We start from the raw sequence: 24,541 nt of genomic DNA, 5'->3' as shown, positions 1-24,541 counted from the left end.
TTCGCTCCCCCTTCGGGGCCGCCCTGCGTGCGTTACGCCGCTGCAATGCGTCCTGTCGGCTGCTTGTATTATTTATTGACGCCGAACTCCACGATCTGGAGGGCGTTTCCGTTCTTCTAATAAAATCAGGGAATTATTTTGTGTTTCCCATTCCCATTGAGCCTGGCTCGTAGCTGATTATTCACTCCCCCCAACGCTTCAGGAGGCTTTGCTCGATACCCAGGTGGTCCAGTAGCCTGGCGACCATAAAGTCCACCAGGTCTGAAACGCTTTCCGGTTGGTGATAAAAACCGGGGGCGGCGGGCATGATGGTCACCCCCAGCCGCGACAGCTTGAGCATGTTTTCCAGATGAATCGCGGAGAAAGGGGTCTCCCTTGGGACAAGGATCAGCTTGCGCCCTTCCTTGATTGCCACATCGGCTGCCCGTTCAATCAGATTGTCGCTGGCACCACTGGCAATGGCAGAAAGCGTTCCAGTGGAACAGGGGCACACCACCATGGCAGCGGGCGCACCGCTACCCGAGGCCACAGGTGCCGTCCACTGCTCCAGGCCACACACTACCAGCCGGCCTTTATCGGTATCTGCCCATTCCCGAAGCGCTGCTTCGGTCTTGCCGGTTCCGGCAGGTAGGGCCAGCTCGGTTTCCATCCCGATCACCACCTTCGCGGCCTTGGACAGAATCACAAAAACCTCGCAGTCCGCCAGCAACAGGCACTGCATCAAACGAAGTCCATAAGGCGCGCCAGACGCCCCCGTGAATGCAAGAGTGACACGCTGACTCATGAGCCCATCCCAACGCCACGGGCCATCAAGGCACCCAGAATGGGCATCAATGTGACCAGGTGAATTTCCGCCACCAGTACACCTCGCAGATTTTTCTGCAGTCTTGGATCAATCTCTGGCACATGCCCGGCTTTCACCTGTTTGCGCCATCCCATGAAGACCTTGGTAGGGTACAGACTCAACAAGGCAATCAGCACAAACACCGTCACCTTGCCATGAAACCAGGGGTTGGCCATGTAGAAATCCAGGCCTTTCTCGGTCCAGCCAGCCCGGGCCAAACCACTGATAAGCACGAACAACGCCGACAGTCCGTAGCCAATATCCAGCCACAACAGGGTTCTGACGTTGCGCTCATTGATGCCTGTGCGCCACAACAGTAACTCGCCGTACAGACATCCGAACAACATCAGAATGCTGAGGTAGTGCACCGACGCCCACAACACGGACCAGAACATCACGCTCTCCTGTCTTGATGATCGCTACAGGCTCAGTCTGCCAACGCATCCAGCAGCTTCTGGTGAATGCCACCAAAGCCTCCGTTACTCATGACCACCACACTCAGGCTCTTCCCCTTGTGCGTGGCAACCCGGGCAATGATATCGTCCAGCGAATCACTGACGGATGAAGGCACCGGCGCCTCCGCCAATACAGATTCCAGCGACCAATCCAATCCCGGCGGCTGGTACCAGATTACCTCATCGGCACAGCCAGTGCTGGCCGCCAATGCGGACTTGTGGCTACCCATTCGCATGGTATTGGAGCGCGGTTCAATCACGGCCAGAATCTTGCCCTCACCGACCTTGCGGCGCAGGCCGTCCAGGGTGGTTGCGATCGCTGTCGGGTGATGGGCAAAGTCATCGTATACCTTCACACCGCTCACCTCGCCGCGCAATTCCATACGCCGCTTCACGCCCACAAACTCGCAAAGCGCCGCCGTGCCATCGGCCAGGGTTACTCCCACGTGGCGGGCAGCCAACAGGGCCGCCATACCGTTATTCACGCTATGCCTGCCAGTTTGCTCCCAGTTGACCCTGGCGACTGGTTCACCATTTTCCAGCACGGTAAAAACAGACCCATCTTCGCTGTCCAGGCGGTATCCCAGCGCTTGCTCTTCTCCAAAACGCTCGACCTCGCTCCAGCACCCTCTTTCCAGCGTCTCTTCGAGAGCCGCTTCGCCATGGGGAAGAATCAACCGGCCACTGGACGGCACAGTGCGAATCAGGTGATGAAACTGGGTCTGGATAGCCGCCAGATCGGCAAAGATATCGGCGTGATCAAATTCAAGATTGTTGAGGATCACGGTACGTGGGCGGTAATGCACAAACTTGCTACGCTTGTCGAAAAATGCGGTGTCGTATTCATCCGCCTCCACCACAAAGAACGGCGTCTCTCCGAGGCGGGCCGAGACACCAAAATTGCCCGGCACCCCACCGATCAGATAGCCGGGCTTGAGCCCGGCATACTCCAGAATCCAGGCCAGCATGGAGCTGGTGGTGGTCTTTCCATGAGTCCCCGACACTGCCAGTACCCAGCGCCCTGGCAAGACAACTTCTTCCAGTAGTTGCGCCCCGGAGGTATACGCCAGGCCCTTATCAAGCACCGCTTCTACAGCCGGATTGCCACGGCTCAGGGCATTGCCAATCACCACCAGATCCGGAGCGGGATCCAGTTGAGCCGGGTCATAGCCCTGAATCAATTCAATCCCCGCCGCTTCCAACTGATCGCTCATAGGGGGATAAACATTCTGGTCACTGCCGGTGACACGATGCCCCTGGGCCTTGGCCAGCTGGGCCAGAGAACCCATGAAGGTACCGCAGATGCCGAGAATATGAATATGCATGAACAAAACTGCCTGTTGGTCAGAACGTGCCGGGGCGAACCCGGCATCGGGAATGGTTGACGTTATTCTACATAAAGCGCTATTCAGGTTCGCTGCCCACCAGAATGCGGATCTGCCTGGAGCGCCGTAATACCGTAGACGGGCTCATGCCCAGCATGTTCCTGAATACATTGGTGAGATGGGAAGAATCCGAAAACCCAGCCGCCAGTGCGGCCTCCGTCAAACTACTGCCCATGGCCATCATGGTCGATGTCACAAACAGACGATGCCAGAGCCGATAGCGACGAATCGGAATCCCCGTGGCGTCCTTGAACAAACGTTGCAGGCGATCACCTGACAGCCCAACAGTCTGCGCCAGGGCATCATTGGAAAGGTTATCCGTGGGGTCTTGGCGGATCCGCTCGATCACCACACGTACCCGTTCGTCAAACTCGAAGCCCAATACAACGTCACTCTCCGCCGGGAACAAGACCCCTTGCAAAGCCGTGTATGCCTGGTTGGCCAGCGCCTCTGTCTCAAACAAACCAACCAGTAATTTTCGCGCCTCTTCCATTGGCTCTACAGGCAAGTAAAGGCCGGAAGGGTCACGATGCATACGGCTCTGATGAAAACGCAAATCACGGCCCAGGGGATCCAGAAAACAACAGGCGATACGCCCCTCACCCGCCTCGGCGGAAAAGGTCAAACCCGCAGGCACCAGCGCACACCCCGCGGTGACTGTCTGCGCACCCACGGTAAACGGAATCGCGTCATCGAGGCCGACCAGTAACGTGTGAGCCCCCTGGGTGAGCGCCGATAGCGGCCCGATAAAGCCCAGATAGAGCGTGCGCTGCGGCCATAAGTAGAGCGTCGCACTCGGCGACAAGACTGGCCCATGATCCGTTGTCATTGTTGTTTTTCTCTCTTTTGCCCGGTTTGCGAGCCGCATCACAGATGACAAATTGATGCCCGAATTCTTACAAGTTTAGTACCACCGAACCTGCCTATAGTCCAATCGTCGACACGAAATACTCAGCCCGGCGCCGGCTGCATAACAATAAACAGGAGAACACCATGTCGATCACGCTACGCGGGCTCTGCGCGGCCCTGATACTGTGCGCAACAACGTCCCAGGCCCATGCCTGGTGGTGGTTTGGCAAAGACAAAAGCTACGCCGACACCCGATACCCCATCGTACTGGTAGGCGGCATCATTGCCTTCGATGACATCGCAGGCATCGATTACTTCTATGGTATTGCCGATGACATGCGCGACTACGGCGCCGAGGTCTACGAAAGCAATGTCAGCGCCCTGCAAAGTAACGAATACCGGGGTGAAGAGCTGATCGTCCAGATCGAGAACTATCTGGCGGTCACCGGCGCGGAAAAAGTCAATCTGATCGCTCATTCCCAGGGCTCGCCCACCTCCCGCTATGTGGCCGCCGTCCGCCCTGACCTGATTGCATCCGTGACCTCAGTACACGGTGAAAACCGGGGTACCGCCGTCGCGGATGTGATCCGCGGTGTCGTACCGGAAGGCAGCATCACCGAAGGCCTGGCCAACAGCATCGGTAATGCCTTTGGCGCGCTTTGGGAAAGCCTGTCGGGCGGCCCCAATCCGGGGGACCAATCCACCCGCGATGTCCTGGCAACGTCCACCACCGAAGGGCTTGCCGCATTCAACCAGCGTTACCCACAGGCCATGCCAACCTCAGCCTGTGGCACCAGCGGCCAGCACACGGTAAATGGCGTGCGCTACTGGTCCTGGGGGGGTGACGGCGTGCATACCAACCTGTTCGATCCGTTTGATTCCCTGTTGGTCACCGTGACCCAGTTTGCCTTCAGCAATGGCGAAGCCCATGACGGCGTACTACCAGTGTGTGGCATGTATCTGGGCAAACCCATTCGCCACAACTACAACCACAACCACGCTGACGCCATTCGCCAGCTGTTTGGGCTGATGGGCTGGGAAACCGATCCCAAGACCCTGTACCGCAACCATGCCAACCGCCTGAAAAACGCAGGCCTGTAAGCCCCCCACGGCGGGGCTCTGCCCCGCCGTTGACCGGAGCGCATCATGAAACGACACCTGGCATTGCTTACCACAGTGCTGATACTGGCCTGTAGCGTCTTTATTGCCCTCAAACGCCTGCCCGTGCCTGATGCTCTTTACCCGGGCAACACGAGCCTGGCACACACCACCGTTGCGCCTGAGGCACCGACATACTCCACGTCCGCAAACACACAACCTCGAACCGCCCCGGCGCCACTGGCTGCACGACTGACCGAACAATTGACCAAACAATTGAAAAGCACCTCCCTGTCTGGCACCACCGTGCCCGCCACCCTCACGATCAACAAGGCCGGGCGACTGGTGGTCGACAGCAACAGCAAGGCCGTGATGGATTACTTTCTGTCTCTCAGCGGGGAAATGCCCGACGCCCGGATTCGTGACCTCATGCAGCAATGGGCGACAGGCAACGCTGGCGAGGCTGCCGCAGACGATTTGCTCGCCTTGTATGACCGCTATCAGCGCTATCGGCAGCAATTTGCCAGCGGCGAGTATGCCGCCACCGGCAGCGGCACTATCCGCGGTCAGCTGGCCCTGCGACAACGACTGCGTAATGACACCTTTGGCGCAGACGATGCCGCTGCCCTGTTTGCCGACGAAGACCGTTACGACCGCTTCAGCCTTCAGCGCCATGACATTCTGGCATCGTCCATGGACGACCGGGAAAAAGCCCGAGCCCTGAGCACGCTTCGACAGTCGCTCCCGGCGCATCTGGCGCAACAGCTCGAACAACAAACCAACCTGCAGACCCTGCAACAGGATGAGCAGCAACTTCGCGATGCTGGTGCCAACGACGCCGATCTGTTTGTCCTCCATCAGCAACGCTTCGGTGATGCTGCAGCCTTGCGCCTGCAGGCACTGGACCAACAGCGACAAGACTGGCAACAGCGGCTGGACGACTACCATGGGCAGCGTCAGGTGATTCAGTCATCTGGTTTATCCCGGCAGGATCAGGAACAGCAACTGGCGCAACTACGCAATGCCATGTTCAGCGAGACAGAACAACAACGGGTCGCGGCACTGGAACGCATCCAGTCCGCCTCACACTAGCGAATCTCCAAATCTTGTGGGGCAGCGTGAGCAATCGGTAGACCGCATAAAAAAACGGGCAACATCCAGTTGCCCGCAAGGGAAGGTTTACTGCCGATAAACCTGATACTTCTAGTGACTGATCATCCAGGGCCGGGCGGACGGGAACATCTTGTTGCCCTCTGCCGTATAGAACAGCTTGGACTTGCGCTTGTGATGGCAGCAGCCCTGCTCTTTCTCCGATGCTTGATTGCCGTGACGCGGTTCATGTGCGGCCTTTTCATTACGCGCCATGGCATCGCGTTTTTCCGGGGCCATGTCCAGCAACTCCGGCGCCACCATGATGACCCGTGCAGACAGCGCGCCACAGCTGGGGCAAGGGGCGCACTCGCCTGAGGCCTGCATGGGCACCAGATCGTGAAACAAACCGTGTTCGGCACACTTGTAGTCATACAACGGCATGATCAGCTCCTCTCTATCCGTTTACTTGTCTTTGGACAGCGGCACGTCGGTACTGCCTGCCACGCTGTGTTGCGGTCCATCCATCCCCGGCTTGATATCGAAGTCGAAGATGTCCGTAGGCAACCAGAGCGTTGCACACGCATTGGGGACATCCACTACCCCACTGATATGCCCCTGTACGGGGGCGCATCCCAGTAATGCATAAGCCTGGGCTCCGGTGTAACCGAATTTTTTCAGGTACTCGATGGCGTTCAGACAGGCCTGACGATAGGCCACATGCACATCCAGATAATGCTGCTTGCCTTCCTCATCCACGGAAATACCTTCGAAGATCAGGTAGTCGTCATACTTCGGCGCCATGGGGCTGGGCTTGAAGATCGGGTTCTTGATGCCGTACTTCTCCATGCCGCCCTTGATGATGTTGACGCGCAGGTGAATCCAGCCGGCCATTTCGATAGCGCCGCAGAACGTAATTTCACCGTCGCCCTGACTGAAGTGCAGATCCCCCACGGACAGACCGGCGTCTTTCACATAGACCGGGAAGTACACCTGGGAGCCACGGGACAGATCCTTGATGTCACAGTTACCGCCGTGCTCGCGAGGCGGCACGGTACGGGCACCTTCTGCAGCAGCCTTGGCCTTGGCATCACCGCTCAACTTGCCCATGTGGGCGGTGTCCGCGTAGGGCAGGTTGGCCAGCCCCGGCACGCGATCGGGCTCGGTGTCGTAGAGTTCTTTCTCACGGGTGTTCCACTCGTCGAGCATTTCCTTGGACGGCAGACAGCCGATCAGGCCCGGGTGAATCAGGCCGGCGAATTCCACATTGGGAATATGGCGGGACTTGGTGAACATGCCGTTGAAGTCCCAGATGGATTTCTGCGCTTCCGGGAAGTGTTCCGTCAGGAAACCGCCGCCATTCTGCTTGGAGAAGAAACCATTGAAACCCCACTGACTTTCGTCAAAGGTGCCGATATCCAGAATATCCACCACCAGCAGGTCGCCGGGCTCTGCGCCTTCCACACCGACCGGGCCGGTAAGAAAGTGCACCTGGGTCAGGTCCACATCACGCACATCATCGGCGCAATCATCATTCTTGATCTGGCCACCGGTCCAGTCGTGACATTCCAGAATAAAGTCGTCACCGGGCTTCACCATTTTTGCCATGGGGATGTCCGGGTGCCAGCGGTTATGAATATTCTCGTTCTCGTAAGGGGATTGGTTCAGGTCAATCTTGATGATCGTTTCAGCCATGGTGTGCTCTCCTCCGGTTTGACACGGGGATTGCCAACCAGAAAAGGCAATCCCGTCGTTCCGGAATCACTATCGGCAAATCCTGTCATGGCCACCATTCGCCCATGTCCCACTTGGGGTACGTCATTTGACGTATTGATGGCCGCTACACGCCCTACGCAACACGCCCCCGCCTTGCAAGCGGGTCATGTTTTCAAGAACCCAACAGGCCCGCCGGGTAAACCAGACGGGCCTGTTGGCGTCATTACACTTAACTCCGCTTTCCTCTACTTGCGCTGGCTTCTCCCTGTAGGAACCCATGCTTGCAGGGCAATCCGAGCCTTGGCGAGGTAAGGATTTCAAAGGCGGAGTTCGAGTAACAAATTACGAAAGTCCAGAATCGGTGGCAGGTTCAAGATCACTATCCTTGCCTTGCGGAACTCCAGACTCGACACGTTTTATCTCGCTATCGCTTGAATCGCCCTGCAAGCCTGGACTCCTACAAAGGTTATGCCCTCACGGTTTTCCAGCGCCCCTGCCTACACCGGGATCACGATCAGCGAACCGTCTTCCATTCTGGCTTCAAAGGTATCGGCCTGGGGGTAATCCAGCATCACTCTGGCCAGTGGTGGGGAGAGTTCGTTGCGGATGCGTCGACCCATCTCGCGGGCACCAAAGCGCGCGTCGGTCGGGCGGCAGAGGTGACGTCGGGCGCCGTCACCGAGGCTAAGAACCACTTTCCGCCGATCAAGCTGCCGCTTGAGCCTGTCCAGCTCAATATCCAGCAGCTGACTGACCAGGTCCCGGTCAAGCGTATTAAAGGTGAGGATACGGTCGATACGATTCAGGAATTCCGGATCAAACTGGCGGTGCAGGGCCTGATCCACCAGATCCGGAATGCGCTGCCGGCTAAGGTCTGGCTGCCACCAGCGGCGTGGATGCAAGGCCGCAATCTGGCTGGCCCCTGCATTACTGGTCATGAAGATCAGGCTGTTACGAAAATCGATGTCACGATTGCCGGCGGTTAATCGCAAGCGCCCCCGCTCCAGCACATTCAGTAGCGTGCGCACCACTTCAGGGCTGGCCTTCTCCAGTTCGTCGAATAACACAATCCCGGGCTTGCTGAAGCTGCCACGAATCGCTTCTTCATCGAACAGGTTTTGGCCTTCCTTGCTGCCCACATAACCCGGCGGTGCGCCGGTTAGTGACGCCGCATAGTGCTCCTGGGCAAGGGTACTCATATCGATACGGCATAGCGCATCGGCACTGCCATGAATGGCCTGGGCCAACAGGCGAACGGTTTCTGTCTTGCCGACCCCGGTGGGGCCGACAAATAACTGTACTGACAGGGGGCGGTCTTCCGCACCGATATCCGCCTTGATGACCTGCAGCATGTCTGCCATGGCGTCCAACACCTGGGGCTGACCCACAATGTGCTTGCGCAAATGGGCCATGACCTCAGCAGGCTCGAACACGAAACGGTTCATGCGCCCAGAGCCGGTAGCCCAGCGCTGTTGGGCCACCTCCTCCTGGTGTGCTTCCAGCTTGTCGTTGATGAAAGGCATCAGCCCCCCGCGCTTTTCTCTTTGCCATCCACCGGTAGTTCGCCCACCGGACACTCGGCAACACCTACCGTGCTGCGGGTCATGGCTTCCACATTTTCCCGCGCCTTCTGCGCATCCATGACCCAGGTGCGATAGAAATCAAACGGGCAATCTGCCACCCCCTTGTCGCCATCACCTGACGCATGCATGCCGGTGTAGCCGCGGTGCAGCAGCTTGAACAAATGATTCTGGGATTGATCATTGGCGCGGGCATCACGGATCTGGCTCACCGACAGCTGCGCATACTGCACGCCCATATCCTCTTCGCCGCATTCACCCAGGGTGCGGCCATCGAAACCAATCAGTGCCGAGTGACCAAAGTAGGAATACACACCATCAAAGCCTGTGGCATTCGCAACTGCCACATAACAGTTGTTGGCCCAGGCCATGGATTTGGCCATCATCACCTGCTGTTCCTTGGCCGGGTACATATAGCCCTGACAACGCACGATCAACTCGGCCCCTTTCATGGCACAGTCACGCCAGATTTCCGGGTAGTTGCCGTCGTCACAGATAATCAGGCTGATCTTCAGGCCCTTGGGCCCTTCCGTCACATAGGTGGTATCACCCGGATACCACCCTTCAATGGGGCACCAGGGAATACATTTGCGGTATTTCTGGACGATTTCCCCTTCGTTATTGATCAGCACCAGGGTGTTGTAAGGCGCCTTGTGCGGGTGTTCCTCGTGACGTTCCCCGGTCAGGGAGAACACCCCCCAGGTATTGGCTTCCCGGCAGGCCGCGGAAAAGATCGCCGTTTCATCACCGGGTACCGTGGCAGCGGTCTCCATCATTTCGTCCGGGTCATACATGATGCCCATGGTGCTGTATTCGGGAAACACCACCAGATCCATGCCCGGCAGGCCCTGCTTCATGCCCTTGATCATGTCGGCAATCTTGCGGGCGTTATCCAATACCTCCGCCTTGTTATGAAGACGCGGCATCTTGTAGTTCACTACCGCTACGCCAACGGTATCGTTACTGCTGGAAATATCCCCGTGTCGCATGACTCTCTCCTGGAAAATGGGTTCAAAAAACGGGCGGGGTTACACCGCCAGATACGCAGCAATTTTTTCCTGGTTCACGTCGTCGCCACTTTCTTCATGAACGATCTTGCCTTTCTCGATCACCAGAATGCGGTCGGCCACATCCATCACAAAACTCAGCACCTGCTCGGACACCACAATGGACAGGCCACGTTCGTCACGGATACGTTTCAGGGTTTTCGCCATGTCCTTGATGATGGAAGGCTGAATCCCTTCAGTGGGTTCATCCAGCAACAGCACCTTGGGCCGGGTTGCCAGCGCCCGGGCAATAGCCAACTGTTGCTGCTGACCGCCGGACAGGTTACCGCCGCGACGGTTTTGCATTTCTTTCAGTACCGGAAACAGTTCATACAGGTCCTCCGGCACTTTCTTTTCACCCACCGCCGCCAGCCCGGTTTCAATGTTTTCTTTCACCGTCAGGGTCGGGAAGATCATTCGCCCCTGGGGCACAAAACCGAGCCCGGCTTTCACCCGCTGAAAACTTTTCAGTCCGGTCAGATCCTGGCCATCAAGTTGCGCGGTGCCACCACGCATTTTTTCCATTCCGATCAGGGATTTCATCAGCGTGGTCTTGCCCATGCCGTTGCGCCCTACCACCGCCACGATTTCGTTCTCGGCGATGTTCAGGTTCATGTCGCTGATGATGGTGCTTTGGCCGTAAGCCACCTGCAGATTCGATACATTCAACATAGTCAGTACCTCGCCTCAGCGTCAGTGTCCCAGATAAACTTCGATGACTTTTGGATCCTGCTTGACGTGATCAATGGAGCCTTCGGACAACACCTTGCCCTGATGCATCACCGTCACCCGGTCGGCAATGTCGCCGACAAACTGCATGTCATGCTCGATCACCAGCACGGTGTGGTTCTCGGTAATCACCCGCAGCAGCTCGGCGGTTTTTTTCCGCTCCGCCACAGACATGCCCGCCACTGGCTCATCCAGCATCAAAAGATCCGGCTTCTGGATCAGCAGCATGCCGATCTCCAACCACTGCTTCTGGCCATGGCTAAGCAGAGCGGCTTCCTGATGCAACATGTCGGTGAGGAAGATGGTTTCTGCCACTTCCTCCACCGCTTCAATTACCGCAGCATCTCGCTTGAAGGCCAGCGCACCGATCACCGACCGTCCGGCGGGGTAGGACACTTCCAGGTTTTCAAACACAGTGAGATCTTCATAGATGGACGGGTTCTGGAATTTGCGCCCGACCCCGGCGCGAACAATGTTGTGCTCGCTCATCTTGGTCAGCTCTTTCCCCTGGAACTTGATGGAGCCGTCCGTGGCCTTGGTCTTGCCGCAGATCAGATCCAGCACCGTGGTCTTGCCCGCCCCATTAGGGCCGATGATCACGCGAATTTCCTTTGGCTCCAGGTACAGGGACAGATCATTCACGGCCTTGAAGCCATCGAAAGACACCGTCAACCCTTCTACCGCAAGAATGAAATCTTGTTTGCTCGGGCTCATTTGGCTTCCTCCACAGGCAGGGTTTGTGCTTCAGCATTGCCACGGCGCAGTATTGCCGGCAGTTTGCTTTCCAGCGGCATCACATAGCGGCGATAGAGACCGGCAAGACCATCCGGGAAGGCCAGTACCACAGCGATAAACAGCACGCCCAGGCCGTACAGCCACAATTCCGGGAAAGACTCAGAGAAGAAGGTCTTGGCGGCATTCACAATCAGTGCACCGTAGATGGCACCCAGCAGGGAGTTGCGGCCACCCACCGCGCACAGGATCACCATTTCGATGGACGGCACGATGCCCACGAACGACGGAGACATGAAACCCACCTGCAGGGTGAACATGGCGCCACCGACACCGGCAAACATGGCCGCCAGACAGAACACAAAGATCTTGAAGGACGCCACGTCATAACCGGAGAATCGCACCCGGTCTTCCTGGTCACGCATGGCCAGCAGAATGCGGCCAAGCTTGCTGCGCATCACCCAGGCACCCACGATCAGGCAAACAAACAGCATGCCCACACACACGAAGTAGAGCAGTGTCTTGGCTTCATCCGTGCGGATATCCCAGCCCATCAGGGTACGCAGATCGGTAATCCCGTTGACTCCGCCAGTGAAGCCCTGCTGACCGATGATCAGAATGGTCAGGATAGCGGCAATGGCCTGGGTGATGATGGCGAAGTACACGCCACCCACACGGCGCTTGAACATGGCCACCGCAATGATGAAGGCCAGCAAGGCGGGTACCGCCAGCACCGCAATCAGGGTGAAGGAAAAGCTGTGGAAGGGTTCCCAGAACCACGGCAGCGCGGTGAGCTGGTTCCAGTCCATGAAGTCAGGAATCCCCGGGGTGGACTGAATGGCGGTGTTCTCCGGGCTGGACGCTTCCAGCTTGAGGAACATGGCCATGCAGTAACCGCCCAGGCCGAAGAAGATCCCCTGCCCCAGGCTGAGAATGCCACTGCGGCCCCAGCACAACACCAGTCCCATGGCCGCGAAGGCATAGGTCAGGTACTTGCCGACCATGTTGAGGCGGAAAGAATCCAGTGCCAGCGGGAAGACCACTACCAGCAGCAGCGCCAGCAGCACATAGTAGATGCCCTCGCGGGACTTCAACCATTCGATGAACAGATTTGCTTTCATGGCAGCCTCCTAGCGACGCACTTTCAGGGCGAACAGACCTTGCGGGCGCAGCATCAGAATGCCGACCACAAACAGCAGGGTCAGAACCTTGGCCATGGAACCACTCAGGAAGAACTCCATGGTGGACTGGGCCTGGGAAATGGTGAAGGCAGAAGCAATGGTGCCAAGCAGACTCTGGGCGCCACCGAACACCACCACCAGGAAGGTATCGACGATATACAGCTGACCAGAGGTCGGGCCGGTGGAACCAATCATGGTAAAGGCGCTACCCGCCACACCGGCGATGCCGCAACCCAACGCGAAGGTGACCCGGTCAACCCGGCCACTGTCGATACCCACAGCTTCGGCCATGGGACGGTTCTGCACCACGGCGCGCACCTGACGGCCCCAACCGGAACGGAACATCAGCAGGTAAACGGCGAAGGCGATCAGCAACGACAGCACCATCACAAACAATCCGTTGATGGGGATCTCCACCAGATCCGTGACAGCAATGGAGCCCATCATCCAGTCCGGCAGGCTAACCCCCACTTCACGGGCGCCGAACACACTGCGGTAGGTCTGTTGAAGAATCAGACTCAGGCCCCAGGTGGCCAGCAAGGTATCCAGGGGGCGATGATAGAGATGCCGTATCATCAACCATTCCACCAATGCCCCCAGTGCAAAGGTGACGACAAAGGCCAATATCATGGCCACAAAGAAATAACCCCCGTATAAACCGGGCATAACACTTTCAAACACCTGGGCAGTCAGATACGTGGTGTAGGCACCCAGAATCATGAACTCACCATGGGCCATGTTGATCACGCCCATTTGCCCAAAAATAATGGCCAGCCCCAGCGCCATCAGCACAAAGATGGAAAACAGCGACAGGCCGGCAAATCCCTGCATGGCGAAGATCGAGGTCAACTCCGTCATGGTGTAGTCAGCGAACATGGCAGGTACTCCCGAACAGTGATTGGCGTACTGTGATTAGGTAAAGCGGCAAGACAAAAAAACAGGTCAGGAAAGGAAAGGCCGACGCCCGATCAAACTTGGGCGCCGTGGGAGCCTGTACACGACTGATTGTGTGCTCTGCGTGACCTGAAGCGTGCAGATGTTGTGTTTCGTCGCGACGGACAGGGTGGTTTCCTTTCCTAGTGACGAAGCGCAGCAGATGCATGCTTCAGGTCACGCCCTTCGGGGCTTCCATGATGGCCCGCACTCGTTGTTGCAATTTTTCGACAGGTCGACACATGCCTTCAAAATTGCGCCTAGATTGCGAGCCATCCTGGAAGCCAGAGCACGCAATAAGTCGTGCACAGGCTCCCTACGCAAGTGCTTACTGGTAACCTTCCGGGAACGGATCCGGCTCCATCAGGTCTTCAGTTTCGTAGATCACTTTGTACTGACCATCAGTCTGGGCCTGGCCGATTCGTGCCTTGGACCACAGGTGATGGTTCTCGTGAATGCGCACATAACCTTCAGGCGCAGTGGTCAGCTCGATGCCGGGAGAAGCGGCCTGCACTTTTTCGATATCGAAAGAGCCGGCTTTTTCCACCGCAGCTTTCCACAGCCAGGGGCCGAGGTAAGCCGCCTGGGTCACGTCACCAATCACGATGTCATCGCCCCAGCGTTCCTTGAACGCTTTCACGAAGGCTTCGTTGTTGGAGTTGGTCAGGCTCTGGAAGTACTTCATGGAGGCGTAGGCACCTTCCACGTTTTCACCGCCAATACCCAGGATTTCATCTTCGGTTACCGAGATGGTCATCAGCAGCGGCTTCTCTTTGGTGAGATCGACACCGGCGGCTTTCATCTGCTTGTAGAAGGCCACGTTGGAACCGCCCACCACAGAAGCAAAGATCACATCAGGCTTCTTCAACTTGATCTTGTTGATCACGGAGTTGAACTGGGTGTGACCCAGTGGGTAGTACTCTTCACCCACCACTTTCAGGCCCAGCTTGTCGATGTGCTTGCGGGCAATCTTGTTGGAGGTACGCGGCCAGATATAGTCAGAGCCGAGCAGGTAGAAAGTCTTGGCACCCTTCTCTTTGGCCAACCAGTCGATGCTTGCCAGAATCTGCTGAGTCGCCTCCTGACCGGTGTAGATCACGTTGGGTGACTGTTCCAGACCTTCGTAGAACGTCGGGTAATACAGCATGCCGTTGTATTGCTCGAACACCGGCAGTACCGCTTTACGGGAAGCGGAAGTCCAGCAACCGAACACGGCGGCCACCTTGTCGTTCACCAGCAGCTTGCGGGATTTCTCAGCGAAGGTAGGCCAGTCACTGGCGCCATCTTCCTGGATATATTCGATCTGGCGACCGAGTACACCCCCGGAGGCGTTGATCTGTTCGATGGCCAGCTTCTCGGCCTGCACAGAACCGGTCTCACTGATCGCCATGGTGCCGGTGATGGAGTGCAGGATACCTACCTTCACCGTGTCGTCGGTCACCGCCAGCCCGGTGGTATTGGCAGCGTCCGCCAGTGCGGAATTGGACAAGGCAAACAGCGCAGGTAACGCCATCAGCCCCCCCAGCAGGTGACGGCGCGTCCAGGACGACCGTTGGTTAGCAGAACGGGTTTTGCTCAATTTCATTGGTGTACCCCTCATCAGCGAATGTCACGGGAAGCACGTCGTTTCCCTCGCCAACGAGTATGGAAATCTGCCCCCCTGCCTCCCATTCGGAGATTGCGCCATCGAGGTACGTCATTTGACGCATACCGGGGCCACCCAAAGCCACCTATGCTCAGGCGCGAAGTAAATAAACGGGCATGGAATATGCATCAATTCAGAGCATTGCCAGATGCCCCGTTTTCCGGGGGCTGCGCAGGCCATGATGGCCTGCTTGCACATGTACACGGCGTCCGCGACAGGGATTTCCGCTGCCGAACCGGGTCCCCCTATGGCCATTGAACAGCGCATATTTCGCGTACGCCGAAGCTACAACCAGTGGGTGGCAAACCAGACCCTGGAAGACTTTGCCCTGCGTTTTACCGGCAAGGGCGCCCGGCGCTGGTCTGCCGGCCGGGTGGCCGGCACCGCCATTGGCGCAGTGACCTTTCTGGCGCTGGAAGCCATTGGCGGCGCCATGACGCTCAACTACGGCTTCATCAACGCCATGGCGGCCTGCGTGGCGGTGATGGCGGTGATCTTTTTGCTTGGCCTGCCGGTGAGTTACTACGCCGCCCGCTACGGGGTGGATATCGATCTGCTGACTCGCGGCGCGGGCTTCGGCTACCTGGGCTCCACGCTCACCTCACTGATCTACGCCTCGTTCACCTTTATCTTCTTTGCCCTGGAGGCGGCCATCATGGCCATGGCACTGGAGATCCTGTTTGGCATTCCCCTCACGATCGGGTACCTGATCAGCTCTCTGGTGGCGATTCCACTGGTCATCCATGGCATCACCACCCTCACCCGCTTCCAGTTATGGACCCAGCCCCTGTGGGTGCTGCTGCAACTGCTGCCGTTCGTGTTCATTCTGTTTCAGGACCCCTCAACCTTACCGCGCTGGACCGCCTTTGAAGGGCTTAACAACGATGGCGGCCATTTCAACCTGATCATGTTCGGGGCCGGCGCCACGGTGCTGTTTTCACTGGTAGCCCAGATTGGCGAGCAGGTGGATTTTCTTCGCTTCATGCCCGAATCGCGCAAGGGCAACCGGGCGCGCTGGTGGCTGGCGCTGCTGTGCGGCGGGCCAGGCTGGACGGTGATTGGCGGCCTTAAGGTATTGGCCGGCTCCTTTCTGGCCGTGCTCGCCTTTTACCATGGCCTGCCGCTGGAACAAGCCCAGGAACCCATGCACATGTACCTGGTGGCTTTCAGTCATGTGACCACCAACCCCACCTTTCTGCTGGCGCTGGCCGGAATTTTCGTCATCCTTTCCCAGCTCAAGATCAACGTCACCAATGCCTACGCCGGCTCCATTGCCTGGTCCAATTTTTTCTCGCGGCTAACCCACAGTCACCCGGGCCGGGTGGTCTGGCTGGTCTTCAATGTCGTGATTGCCCTGGTGCTGATGGAAATCGGTATCTATCGAGCCTTTGAATCCATCCTTGGCAGTTATGCGCTGGTGGCCGTGGGCTGGATGGGAGCGCTGGTCGCGGATCTGGTCATCAACAAGCCGCTGGGGCTCAGCCCCAAACACATCGAATTCAAACGGGCCTACCTCTATGACCTCAACCCGGTGGGTTTTGGCTCCATGCTCATTGCCACCGGGATCGGCCTGACCGCCAAGACCGGCCTGTGGGGCGCCACACCGGAGGCCCTTGCGTCCTTCATTGCCCTGGCCAGCACCTTCGTTACCACCCCCCTGCTGGCGCTCCTTACCCGCAGCCGCTATTACATTGCCCGCACCCCGGATTCCACCCGGGAGCTGGAGGGCCACGCCTGCTGTATCTGCGAGCACACCTTTGATCGTGAAGACATGGCCTTCTGCCCGGCCTATAACGGGCCGATCTGCTCCCTGTGCTGTTCGCTGGATGCCCGCTGCAACGACAGCTGCAAAACCAACGCACGTTTTTCCGAACAAATGATGGAATGGCTCGGCGGCCTGTTACCGGACACCATGATTCGACCACTGCGGTCACGCATGGGCCACTTCCTCGGTCTGCTGGTTGCCATCACACTGATCATGAGCGGCCTGCTGTCACTGGTGTATTACCAGATTCCGGTCAGCGATCCCCACGTTCAAGCGCTGATGGCTGACACGCTGATCAAGGTGTTTGCCATTCTCATCATCATCAGCGGCGTGGTGGCCTGGCTGTTCGTGCTGGCCCACGAAAGCCGGGTGGTGGCCCAGGAGGAAAGCCGTCGACAAACACGCATGCTGATGGAAGAAATCAAGGCCCACGAAAAGACTGACCGGGAGCTGCAAAAAGCCAAAGAGCTTGCTGAGGCCGCCAACCAGGCCAAGAGCCGCTATCTCACCGGTCTCAGCCATGAGCTGCGCTCGCCATTGAATGCAGCCTTCGGTTACGCACAATTGCTGGAACAGGACCCCACCATCCCGGACAACCGCCGCGATGCCATCGGCGCTATTCGTCGCAGTACCGAGCACCTGTCAGATCTGATCGAAGGCTTGCTGGAAATTTCCAAGATTGAAGCCGGTCGGCTGGAACTGTATCGCAATCAGGTTTGCGTCCCGGAACTGATCGACGAGCTGGTCACCATGTTCCAGTTACAGGCGGCCGAAAAAGGTATCGGCTTCGAATTCCGCAGCAAGACCCCGATCCCCGGCTGGGTTACCACCGATGAAAAACGGCTACGGCAGATTCTTATCAATCTGCTTTCCAATGCCATCAAGTTTACCCGCGAGGGACAGGTCACCCTGACCTTCCGCTATCGCAACCAGGTGGCCGAGTTCTCCATTGCCGATACCGGCGTGGGCATCGACGAGGAAGACTTGCAGCGGATTTTCCGCCCCTTCGAGCGCGTGCGAAAGCCCGGTATTCCCAGTGTTCACGGCACCGGCCTGGGACTGACGATCACCAAACTACTGGCCGATATCATGGGCGGCGACATTCAGGTCAGCAGTACACCCGGGCAAGGCAGTGAATTCCGCCTCTCTGTGATGCTGTCACGCCTCAATGGCCCGGATCCCGTCCACCAGGAGCGCAGCCCGGTGATCGGCTATACCGGTGAGCGAAAGAGCCTGCTGATTATCGATGACGACCCTTCTCACCGCGGCCTGATCAGCGATCTGCTGACGCCACTGGGCTTTGTGCTCAATGAAGCACCGGACGGGGAAACCGGCATGCAACTGGCGCGACATATCAACCCGGATCTGATCCTGATGGATATCTCCATGCCGGGCATGAGCGGCTGGGAAACCGCCCAGCATATTCGCCGCCAGGGCTACCGCGGGCCCATCGTGATGCTGTCGGGCAACGCCCGCGAAAACCAGCCAGACATCCCGGAAGGGCTGCACAATGATTACCTCACCAAGCCGTTCAAGTTGAACGCGCTGGTGGATTGCCTGGCCCGGCAACTGGGCCTGACCTGGCTACACCAAAACAGCGCCCCGCAGAAACGCATTCCTGTTACCGAAGAACCGGTGATCCTGCTCGACCAGACACTACGCGATGAGCTACTGGCACTGGCCGAGATTGGCCACCTCAGCGCCCTGCGCGAGCGCCTGGACGAAGCCAAAGCCAAGGGACAACTGCCCACCGCCCTGGCCGGCGATCTGGATTCCCGATTGACCCTGTTTGATTTTCAGGCGGTGATCCGCCTGCTGGAGACTGCCGCATGAACGCCGCCCAACAACGCAAAGACCTGATTCTGGTCGTCGACGACTCCCCTGATTCCCTTGGCATGATTCATCACGCACTGGATCAGGCGGGGCTGACCGCCCTGGTCGCACTGGAGGGCCAGCAGGCCCTGGGCATCGCCGAGAAGATGACACCGGACCTGATTCTGATGGATGCCATCATGCCGAACCTGGACGGTTTCGAAACCTGCCGCCGGCTGAAACAGCACCCTTCCCTGTCATCCGTCCCGGTGATTTTCATGACCGGGCTGACCGAAAGCGAAGATGTGGTTCGCGGCCTGGAAGCCGGTGGCGTCGACTACGTGACCAAACCGGTGCGCCCCGACGAATTGATTGCCCGGATCCGCGTCCACCTGAACAACGCCCGCATGACCCAAAGCGCCCACACCACATTGGACCGCCTGGGCCAGACCAGCTTCTCTACCACCCCGGCAGGCGAATGGCGCTGGGCAACACCACAAGTGGAACAGCTGCTGGACAAGACCGGCGTTCCCCGCGAACAGCTGGCCGAGGCGATTCAACGGTGGATGAGCCACCAACCGGAACGTGGACAACAACTCAACCAGCTGCCGGGCAACCTGCAGGTGCGTTATCTCGGCCAGGCCGAAAACCACGAACACCTTTTCCGTTTGCTGCACCATGACAGTGATGCCGAACTGGAGATGCTGAAAACCGCCTTGCACGTGACGCAACGCGAAGCCCAGGTGCTGGCCTGGATCGCCCACGGCAAAACCAACCGGGAAATTGCCCAGATCCTGGAACTGAGTCCTCGTACGGTAAACAAGCATCTGGAACAGATCTTTCGCAAGCTGGGCGTGGAGAATCGCACCGCTGCTGCCGCCATGGTGATCCAGCTGCTGACGCGGTATTGAGGACAGCGGCAAGCTTCAAGCTGCAACACGAGAGCCGGTTTCGCCACACCTTGAACGCTTTCCCCGCGAACCACAGCGCCATGATCGCGGGTACAGCATCGTCGATCCGATAGCGTAAAGCCGCGCCTTGTAGCTTGCGGCGATTTCCTACCCCGCCGGGGCCATTACCGCAGGTAACAGCACCGCCACGCTGCCATAGCTGGCCACCAGCAAGGCCATGGCAATGCCTAACCCCAGGAAAGGCCCCACATTCAGGGCACGATGAAAAATGAATGCCTGGGCGGCCAATTGCCAGCTCACCAGCAGCAGAATAAACACCTGCACCCAGTCAGCGCCGGGTCCGAACAACCAGCCACTGAGCAACAACGGCAGATTGGCCAGCGACAACACCACATCCACCCCCACCAGAGAGGTCGCCGTCTGCAGCCAGCGCCCACCGAGCCCCTTGAAGGCCAGCATCATGAAAGTGCCACCCAGCAATACGGTCAACGCAATCCACTGGCTACCCAGCAGCAATGACGCAGGCAAGCCCTGCTGCAACAGACCAACCAGTAACTGCAGGCCGGACCACAGCAACAGCACCAGCGCAAACACAGACTGGGAATAGGGTGTGTGTTCCGGGCTGGCCCGAAAGATGGCTAACCGCCAGAACAAGGTAATGAGTGCATTCATGGGGCGCTATTCTTCCAGAGCGGGGGAAAAACAGCTACCAGCTATGAGCGACGAGCCATCAGAAAAAGCTAAAAGCGCAAGGTGCAGATCCTTCCGTGCCCTATGCTCGCGGGCACAGCGAATCAGATTGATGGCTTGCTATCCCGCGTTTCGTAGCTCGTAGCACATGGCTCGAAGCTGCTTCGTCCGACAACATCGGGTGTGTTTCCGCCCTGCCTTCGCTAGAATGCCCACAAATCGAACCAAGGGGTCTGTCACATGGCGCGTAAAAACGCTTTCTACGCTCAGTCTGGCGGTGTTACCGCCGTCATCAATGCCTCCGCTGCCGGCGTGATCGAAGCCGCCCGTGAGAACAAGGATGTCATCGGCAAGGTTTACGCCGGCCGCAACGGCATTATCGGTGCCCTCACCGAAGAACTGATCGACACCAGCAAAGAAAGCAAAAGTGCCATTGACGCGCTCAAGTACACCCCCGGTGGTGCCTTCGGCTCCTGTCGCTACAAACTGAAAGACCTGAAAACCTCCCAGCGCGAATACGAGCGACTGATCGAGGTCTTCAAGGCGCACAATATTGGCTATTTCTTTTACAACGGTGGCGGCGATTCCGCTGACACCTGCCTGAAGGTCTCCCAGCTGTCAGAAAAAATGGGCTACCCGATCCAGGCCATCCACGTCCCCAAGACCGTGGACAACGACCTGCCTTTCACCGACGTGTCTCCGGGCTTTGGCTCCGTCGCCAAATACACCGCCGTGAGCTGCCGTGAAGCCGCCCTGGACGTGGCCAGCATGTGCGCCACCTCCACCAAGGTGTTCGTCATGGAAGTGATGGGCCGTCACGCAGGCTGGATCGCCGCCGCCGCGGGCCTGGCCAAGGAAGAGAACGACGATGCTCCGCATCTGATCCTGTTCCCCGAAATCGCCTTCGACAAGGCAGCCTTCATGAAGAAGGTACAGGCCACCGTTGAAAAAGTGGGCTACTGCGTCATCGTGGTCTCCGAAGGTGCCCGTTATGAAGACGGCACCTTCCTGGCTGACGCTGGCACCACCGACGCCTTCGGCCACAAACAACTGGGTGGCGTCGCGCCGGTCATTGCGCAGATGGTGAAAGCAGAGCTGGGTTATAAATACCACTGGGCGGTGAGTGACTACCTGCAGCGGGCGGCCCGCCATATCGGTTCAGCCACCGACATGGAGCAAGCCTACGCGGTCGGCCGTGCTGCGGTGGAATTTGCTGTCGCCGGCAAGAACGCGGTGATGCCCACCATCGAGCGCAAGAAGACCAAGAAATACAGCTGGACCATCGGTGAGGCCCCGCTGAAGAAAGTCGCCAACGTGGAAAAGCCCATGCCGCGCAAGTTCATCAGCAAAGATGGTTTCGGCATCACCCCGTCAGCGCGCGAGTACCTGGCCCCGCTGATCGGTGGCGAATCCTACCCTCCTTACAAGAATGGTTTGCCCCAGTTCGCCAAGCTCAAGCTGGCACCGGTGGCGAAGAAGTTGAACGACGTCTTCGACGTATAAATGCCCTCGAAGCTATCAAAAAAAGCCCCGCACCGCGGGGCTTTTTTTTGCCCTGGGGCCGTTAGCCCCCTCTGGAAAAGGCAATACGCCAAACCAGTTCAATCCTGTGACGCCGTAGGTCCGGCGCCCCCCCCACGACAGGCTTGCCACTAAACGCAGAACGTAAACCTATCCGCAAGTGCGTTGCTCGCCACGCGTTCACCAGCCAGGAAAAAATTACCCCGAGTTCAAAGAGGAAAACAAGGTTTAACGCTCAGTGTGTTCGGTAGTAAAAATCGTATTTTAAGGAGTTGGGTAGTCGCCGCAGCGAACAAACGCCTGCAGGACGGCCCGAAGGGTAAAAGTAGCGAATAACCAACGCTACCAAGGGAAGGGATAAATCATTCCACCCGGACCCCACAGTGTATCAAGCTGTGTTCTGAAGCGAGTCTCGTCGCCTGTTGAAACAAACCCTGCCCGCCCTTCCCTCCCGCCTGCCGTCAGCAAGCCGTGCAGCTCCAACCGCCGTGCCACTTCCCGGGCCACGGCCTGCTGGGTGCTGATGATGGTCACATCCGGCCCCGCCACGGCGGCGATCTGCTCGGCCAGAAAATGGTAATGAGTACAACCCAGCACAAGGGTATCTGCCTTCTCCGCCAGCAACGGGGAGACGTATTCCCGCAGCAGATCACGCGTCTCGGCGCCATCAAAATCCAGCGCTTCGACCTGATGAACCAGGCGCGGGCAGGGCTGCACCAGCAACTTCACATTGCTGCTGAAACGTGCGGCCAGGTTTTCAAAGGAATGGGTTTGCAGGGTTCTCGGTGTGGCAAGCACACCCACCACACCACTTCGCGTGTTTTCAACCGCAGGCTTCACACCCGGCTCCACGCCAATGATCGGCACCGAAAAGCTGTCGCGCAATTGAGTGATCGCCGCGGTGGTGGCGGTATTACAGGCCACCACAACTGCCCTTGCGCCACATTTCAGCAACAGCTCCGTGATCGCATGCATACGTTCACGGATAAAGTCATCGCTCTTGTCTCCGTAAGGCGCATGACAGGAATCTGCTACATAAAGAATATCTTCCGCTGGCAAACGCTCACGCACAGCCCGGGCAACCGACAGGCCGCCAATGCCGGAGTCGAAAATACCGATGGGGGAAGACAGGTTCATCAAGCGATTGGCTCAATCTTGCCGTTGAGTAAGGGCGATTGTACTGCAAGGCACACCCGCTCGCAGAGCCCGGCTCTGCTTTTTTCACGCCAGCGAGCCCATTTCATGGCTGTTTCTTTTCCCGGGCATGATCCAGCAGATCGTCGACAAAGGCCTGCTCTTGGTGCAGGTCATCCGCCTGCTCCGGTGCCGCCGGCAACACCTGATTCAGGATAACCGCCACCAAACCACACAGGCTGATCCCCTGCAGGGTAAAGTCGCCATTACCCATGACCATACCGCCAATTCCAAAGATCAGGGTCACCGCCACGATCACCAGATTGCGCTGAGCGTGCAGATCGACCTGCGCCTTGATCAGCGTATTCATGCCCACACTGGCGATGGAGCCGAACATCAGAATCAGGATGCCCCCCATCACTGGTGTCGGAATGCTCTGCAACAACAAACCGAACTTGCCGATAAAGGCCAGAGTAATGGCAAAGATGGCTGTCCAGGTCATCACCACCGGATTAAACACCCGGGTCAGCATCACAGCACCCGTCACTTCGGAATAGGTCGTATTGGGTGGCCCACCAAACAGTGCCGCCGCCATGCTGGCGACACCGTCCCCTGTAAGGGTGCGGTGCAAACCGGGCTTGCGAATATAGTCCTTGCCGGTGACATTACTGATTGCCAACACATCCCCCACATGCTCAATCGCCGGGGCCAGCGCCACCGGCACCATGAACAGAATCGCCGGCCAGTAGAAGGTGGGAGCAATAAAGGTGGGCACCGCCAGCCAGCTGGCCTGACCCACCGCAGAGAAATCCACCATTCCCATGAACAGGGCGGTCAGATAACCGGTCAGCACACCGCACAGAATAGGCAGCAGCCGGAACAACCCGTGCCCCAGCGTGGCCACCAGCATCGTGGTAAGCAGGGAGATCATGGCCACCAGCAATGCTTCACCGTAGGGAAACAACGCTGTCTCGCCATTTCCGGACAGGCCCATAGCGAAATTCACCGCGGTGGGCGCCAGGCTCAGACCAATCACCATGATGATTGGCCCCGTGACAACCGGGGGCATCAGCTTGTGCAGAAACCCCGGGCCACGCCACTTCACCAGCGCTCCCAGAATCACATACACCACCGCCGTACACAGCAGCGCGCCCATAGTTGCCGGTACGCCCCACTGCTCTACCCCATGGGAGATTGGCGCGACAAACACAAACGATGAAGCCAGAAACACCGGAATGGAACGCCGGGTAATCCACTGAAACAGCAGCGTCCCCAAGCCTGCGGTGAACAGCGCCACGCTGGGATCGAGTCCGGTCAACAGCGGCATCAGCACCATTGCGCCAAACGCCACAAACAGCATTTGCGCTCCGATCAGGATGATTTTCCAGTTCCAGAAACCGCCCGCCTGGCTCATGCCTTTCTCCCA

21 protein-coding genes are annotated in these 24,541 nt (G+C 58.1%); 5 read left to right on the top strand and 16 right to left on the bottom strand.

Going from position 1 to position 24,541, the window contains the following annotated elements; genetic code table 11:
• Positions 1-181: 181 nt before the first annotated feature.
• The 4 genes from D4A39_RS10520 to D4A39_RS10505 form a co-directional block, all read right to left on the bottom strand.
• Entirely contained in the window at positions 182-784 is a 603-nt protein-coding gene (locus tag D4A39_RS10520; RefSeq protein WP_119918075.1) for a flavin prenyltransferase UbiX, read from the bottom strand.
• Positions 781-1,239, bottom strand: a complete 459-nt coding sequence (locus tag D4A39_RS10515) for a DUF2214 family protein (protein WP_022986809.1) — start codon at positions 1,237-1,239, stop codon at positions 781-783. Before D4A39_RS10515 ends, D4A39_RS10520 begins: the two co-directional genes overlap by 4 nt.
• Positions 1,240-1,271: 32 nt before the next feature.
• Complete coding sequence (gene mpl, locus D4A39_RS10510) at positions 1,272-2,624, bottom strand: UDP-N-acetylmuramate:L-alanyl-gamma-D-glutamyl-meso-diaminopimelate ligase (protein ID WP_119918074.1); 1,353 nt, start codon at positions 2,622-2,624, stop codon at positions 1,272-1,274.
• A gap of 79 nt (positions 2,625-2,703) precedes the next feature.
• Entirely contained in the window at positions 2,704-3,513 is an 810-nt protein-coding gene (locus tag D4A39_RS10505; protein ID WP_022986807.1) for an AraC family transcriptional regulator, read from the bottom strand.
• A gap of 164 nt (positions 3,514-3,677) precedes the next feature.
• Between D4A39_RS10505 and D4A39_RS10500 the strand changes: the two genes are divergently transcribed.
• Positions 3,678-4,634 (top strand): esterase/lipase family protein, encoded by a 957-nt coding sequence (locus D4A39_RS10500; protein WP_119918073.1) that lies wholly within the window; start codon positions 3,678-3,680, stop codon positions 4,632-4,634.
• Positions 4,635-4,679: 45 nt separating this feature from the next.
• Complete coding sequence (locus tag D4A39_RS10495; RefSeq protein ID WP_119918072.1) at positions 4,680-5,723, top strand: lipase secretion chaperone; 1,044 nt, start codon at positions 4,680-4,682, stop codon at positions 5,721-5,723.
• 111 nt (positions 5,724-5,834) lie between these two features.
• Here the strand turns inward: D4A39_RS10495 and D4A39_RS10490 are convergent, their stop codons facing one another.
• From D4A39_RS10490 to urtA, 9 genes are all read right to left on the bottom strand, one after another.
• A complete protein-coding gene (locus D4A39_RS10490; RefSeq protein ID WP_022986804.1) occupies positions 5,835-6,164 on the bottom strand; it encodes a zinc ribbon domain-containing protein in 330 nt (109 codons plus the stop codon).
• Positions 6,165-6,185: 21 nt separating this feature from the next.
• Entirely contained in the window at positions 6,186-7,415 is a 1,230-nt protein-coding gene (gene fmdA, locus D4A39_RS10485; protein ID WP_022986803.1) for a formamidase, read from the bottom strand.
• A 518-nt stretch (positions 7,416-7,933) separates the two neighbouring features.
• Complete coding sequence (locus D4A39_RS10480; protein WP_119918071.1) at positions 7,934-8,959, bottom strand: AAA family ATPase; 1,026 nt, start codon at positions 8,957-8,959, stop codon at positions 7,934-7,936.
• Positions 8,959-10,005, bottom strand: a complete 1,047-nt coding sequence (locus D4A39_RS10475; RefSeq protein ID WP_022986801.1) for an aliphatic amidase — start codon at positions 10,003-10,005, stop codon at positions 8,959-8,961. Before D4A39_RS10475 ends, D4A39_RS10480 begins: the two co-directional genes overlap by 1 nt.
• A gap of 39 nt (positions 10,006-10,044) precedes the next feature.
• Positions 10,045-10,734, bottom strand: coding sequence for an urea ABC transporter ATP-binding subunit UrtE (gene urtE, locus D4A39_RS10470; RefSeq protein WP_022986800.1), 690 nt, complete (start codon positions 10,732-10,734; stop codon positions 10,045-10,047).
• Positions 10,735-10,755: 21 nt separating this feature from the next.
• The gene (gene urtD, locus D4A39_RS10465; RefSeq protein WP_022986799.1) at positions 10,756-11,505 is read right to left on the bottom strand and encodes an urea ABC transporter ATP-binding protein UrtD; all 750 of its coding nucleotides are present in this window, start codon (positions 11,503-11,505) and stop codon (positions 10,756-10,758) included.
• The gene (urtC, locus tag D4A39_RS10460) at positions 11,502-12,644 is read right to left on the bottom strand and encodes an urea ABC transporter permease subunit UrtC (RefSeq protein WP_119918070.1); all 1,143 of its coding nucleotides are present in this window, start codon (positions 12,642-12,644) and stop codon (positions 11,502-11,504) included. Before urtC ends, urtD begins: the two co-directional genes overlap by 4 nt.
• A 9-nt stretch (positions 12,645-12,653) precedes the next feature.
• The gene (urtB, locus tag D4A39_RS10455) at positions 12,654-13,580 is read right to left on the bottom strand and encodes an urea ABC transporter permease subunit UrtB (RefSeq protein WP_022986797.1); all 927 of its coding nucleotides are present in this window, start codon (positions 13,578-13,580) and stop codon (positions 12,654-12,656) included.
• Between the two features lie 385 nt (positions 13,581-13,965).
• Positions 13,966-15,222: an urea ABC transporter substrate-binding protein gene (gene urtA, locus D4A39_RS10450; RefSeq protein WP_031227146.1), complete on the bottom strand. Its 1,257-nt coding sequence runs from the start codon at positions 15,220-15,222 to the stop codon at positions 13,966-13,968.
• 307 nt (positions 15,223-15,529) lie between these two features.
• Between urtA and D4A39_RS10445 the strand changes: the two genes are divergently transcribed.
• Together D4A39_RS10445 and D4A39_RS10440 are read left to right on the top strand one after the other, a co-directional pair.
• On the top strand, positions 15,530-18,880 hold the full coding sequence (locus tag D4A39_RS10445; RefSeq protein ID WP_031227144.1) for a hybrid sensor histidine kinase/response regulator: 3,351 nt from the start codon (positions 15,530-15,532) through the stop codon (positions 18,878-18,880).
• A complete protein-coding gene (locus D4A39_RS10440; protein WP_102790724.1) occupies positions 18,877-19,770 on the top strand; it encodes a response regulator transcription factor in 894 nt (297 codons plus the stop codon). Before D4A39_RS10445 ends, D4A39_RS10440 begins: the two co-directional genes overlap by 4 nt.
• A gap of 147 nt (positions 19,771-19,917) precedes the next feature.
• Here the strand turns inward: D4A39_RS10440 and D4A39_RS10435 are convergent, their stop codons facing one another.
• A complete protein-coding gene (locus D4A39_RS10435) occupies positions 19,918-20,442 on the bottom strand; it encodes a hypothetical protein (RefSeq protein ID WP_119918069.1) in 525 nt (174 codons plus the stop codon).
• A 258-nt stretch (positions 20,443-20,700) separates the two neighbouring features.
• Between D4A39_RS10435 and D4A39_RS10430 the strand changes: the two genes are divergently transcribed.
• The gene (locus D4A39_RS10430) at positions 20,701-21,963 is read left to right on the top strand and encodes a 6-phosphofructokinase (protein WP_022986791.1); all 1,263 of its coding nucleotides are present in this window, start codon (positions 20,701-20,703) and stop codon (positions 21,961-21,963) included.
• Positions 21,964-22,323: 360 nt separating this feature from the next.
• Here the strand turns inward: D4A39_RS10430 and murI are convergent, their stop codons facing one another.
• Both murI and D4A39_RS10420 read right to left on the bottom strand, forming a co-directional pair.
• The gene (murI, locus tag D4A39_RS10425) at positions 22,324-23,118 is read right to left on the bottom strand and encodes a glutamate racemase (RefSeq protein ID WP_022986790.1); all 795 of its coding nucleotides are present in this window, start codon (positions 23,116-23,118) and stop codon (positions 22,324-22,326) included.
• A gap of 103 nt (positions 23,119-23,221) precedes the next feature.
• A complete protein-coding gene (locus D4A39_RS10420; RefSeq protein WP_119918068.1) occupies positions 23,222-24,529 on the bottom strand; it encodes a uracil-xanthine permease family protein in 1,308 nt (435 codons plus the stop codon).
• Positions 24,530-24,541: the final 12 nt, after the last annotated feature.

The sequence above is a fragment of the Alcanivorax profundi genome (assembly GCF_003597125.1).
GTDB lineage: Bacteria > Pseudomonadota > Gammaproteobacteria > Pseudomonadales > Alcanivoracaceae > Alcanivorax > Alcanivorax profundi.
This window is presented reverse-complemented; position numbering and strand designations above follow the sequence as displayed.

Excerpts from the sequence above, each read along its gene's own strand:
- D4A39_RS10520 (WP_119918075.1), bottom strand. The coding sequence starts at position 784 with ATGAGTCAGCGTGTCACTCTTGCATTCACGGGGGCGTCTGGCGCGCCT.
- D4A39_RS10515 (WP_022986809.1), bottom strand. The coding sequence starts at position 1,239 with ATGTTCTGGTCCGTGTTGTGGGCGTCGGTGCACTACCTCAGCATTCTG.
- mpl (WP_119918074.1), bottom strand. The coding sequence starts at position 2,624 with ATGCATATTCATATTCTCGGCATCTGCGGTACCTTCATGGGTTCTCTG.
- D4A39_RS10505 (WP_022986807.1), bottom strand. The coding sequence starts at position 3,513 with ATGACAACGGATCATGGGCCAGTCTTGTCGCCGAGTGCGACGCTCTAC.
- D4A39_RS10500 (WP_119918073.1), top strand. The coding sequence starts at position 3,678 with ATGTCGATCACGCTACGCGGGCTCTGCGCGGCCCTGATACTGTGCGCA.
- D4A39_RS10495 (WP_119918072.1), top strand. The coding sequence starts at position 4,680 with ATGAAACGACACCTGGCATTGCTTACCACAGTGCTGATACTGGCCTGT.
- D4A39_RS10490 (WP_022986804.1), bottom strand. The coding sequence starts at position 6,164 with ATGCCGTTGTATGACTACAAGTGTGCCGAACACGGTTTGTTTCACGAT.
- fmdA (WP_022986803.1), bottom strand. The coding sequence starts at position 7,415 with ATGGCTGAAACGATCATCAAGATTGACCTGAACCAATCCCCTTACGAG.
- D4A39_RS10480 (WP_119918071.1), bottom strand. The coding sequence starts at position 8,959 with ATGCCTTTCATCAACGACAAGCTGGAAGCACACCAGGAGGAGGTGGCC.
- D4A39_RS10475 (WP_022986801.1), bottom strand. The coding sequence starts at position 10,005 with ATGCGACACGGGGATATTTCCAGCAGTAACGATACCGTTGGCGTAGCG.
- urtE (WP_022986800.1), bottom strand. The coding sequence starts at position 10,734 with ATGTTGAATGTATCGAATCTGCAGGTGGCTTACGGCCAAAGCACCATC.
- urtD (WP_022986799.1), bottom strand. The coding sequence starts at position 11,505 with ATGAGCCCGAGCAAACAAGATTTCATTCTTGCGGTAGAAGGGTTGACG.
- urtC (WP_119918070.1), bottom strand. The coding sequence starts at position 12,644 with ATGAAAGCAAATCTGTTCATCGAATGGTTGAAGTCCCGCGAGGGCATC.
- urtB (WP_022986797.1), bottom strand. The coding sequence starts at position 13,580 with ATGTTCGCTGACTACACCATGACGGAGTTGACCTCGATCTTCGCCATG.
- urtA (WP_031227146.1), bottom strand. The coding sequence starts at position 15,222 with ATGAAATTGAGCAAAACCCGTTCTGCTAACCAACGGTCGTCCTGGACG.
- D4A39_RS10445 (WP_031227144.1), top strand. The coding sequence starts at position 15,530 with ATGGCCATTGAACAGCGCATATTTCGCGTACGCCGAAGCTACAACCAG.
- D4A39_RS10440 (WP_102790724.1), top strand. The coding sequence starts at position 18,877 with ATGAACGCCGCCCAACAACGCAAAGACCTGATTCTGGTCGTCGACGAC.
- D4A39_RS10435 (WP_119918069.1), bottom strand. The coding sequence starts at position 20,442 with ATGAATGCACTCATTACCTTGTTCTGGCGGTTAGCCATCTTTCGGGCC.
- D4A39_RS10430 (WP_022986791.1), top strand. The coding sequence starts at position 20,701 with ATGGCGCGTAAAAACGCTTTCTACGCTCAGTCTGGCGGTGTTACCGCC.
- murI (WP_022986790.1), bottom strand. The coding sequence starts at position 23,118 with ATGAACCTGTCTTCCCCCATCGGTATTTTCGACTCCGGCATTGGCGGC.
- D4A39_RS10420 (WP_119918068.1), bottom strand. The coding sequence starts at position 24,529 with ATGAGCCAGGCGGGCGGTTTCTGGAACTGGAAAATCATCCTGATCGGA.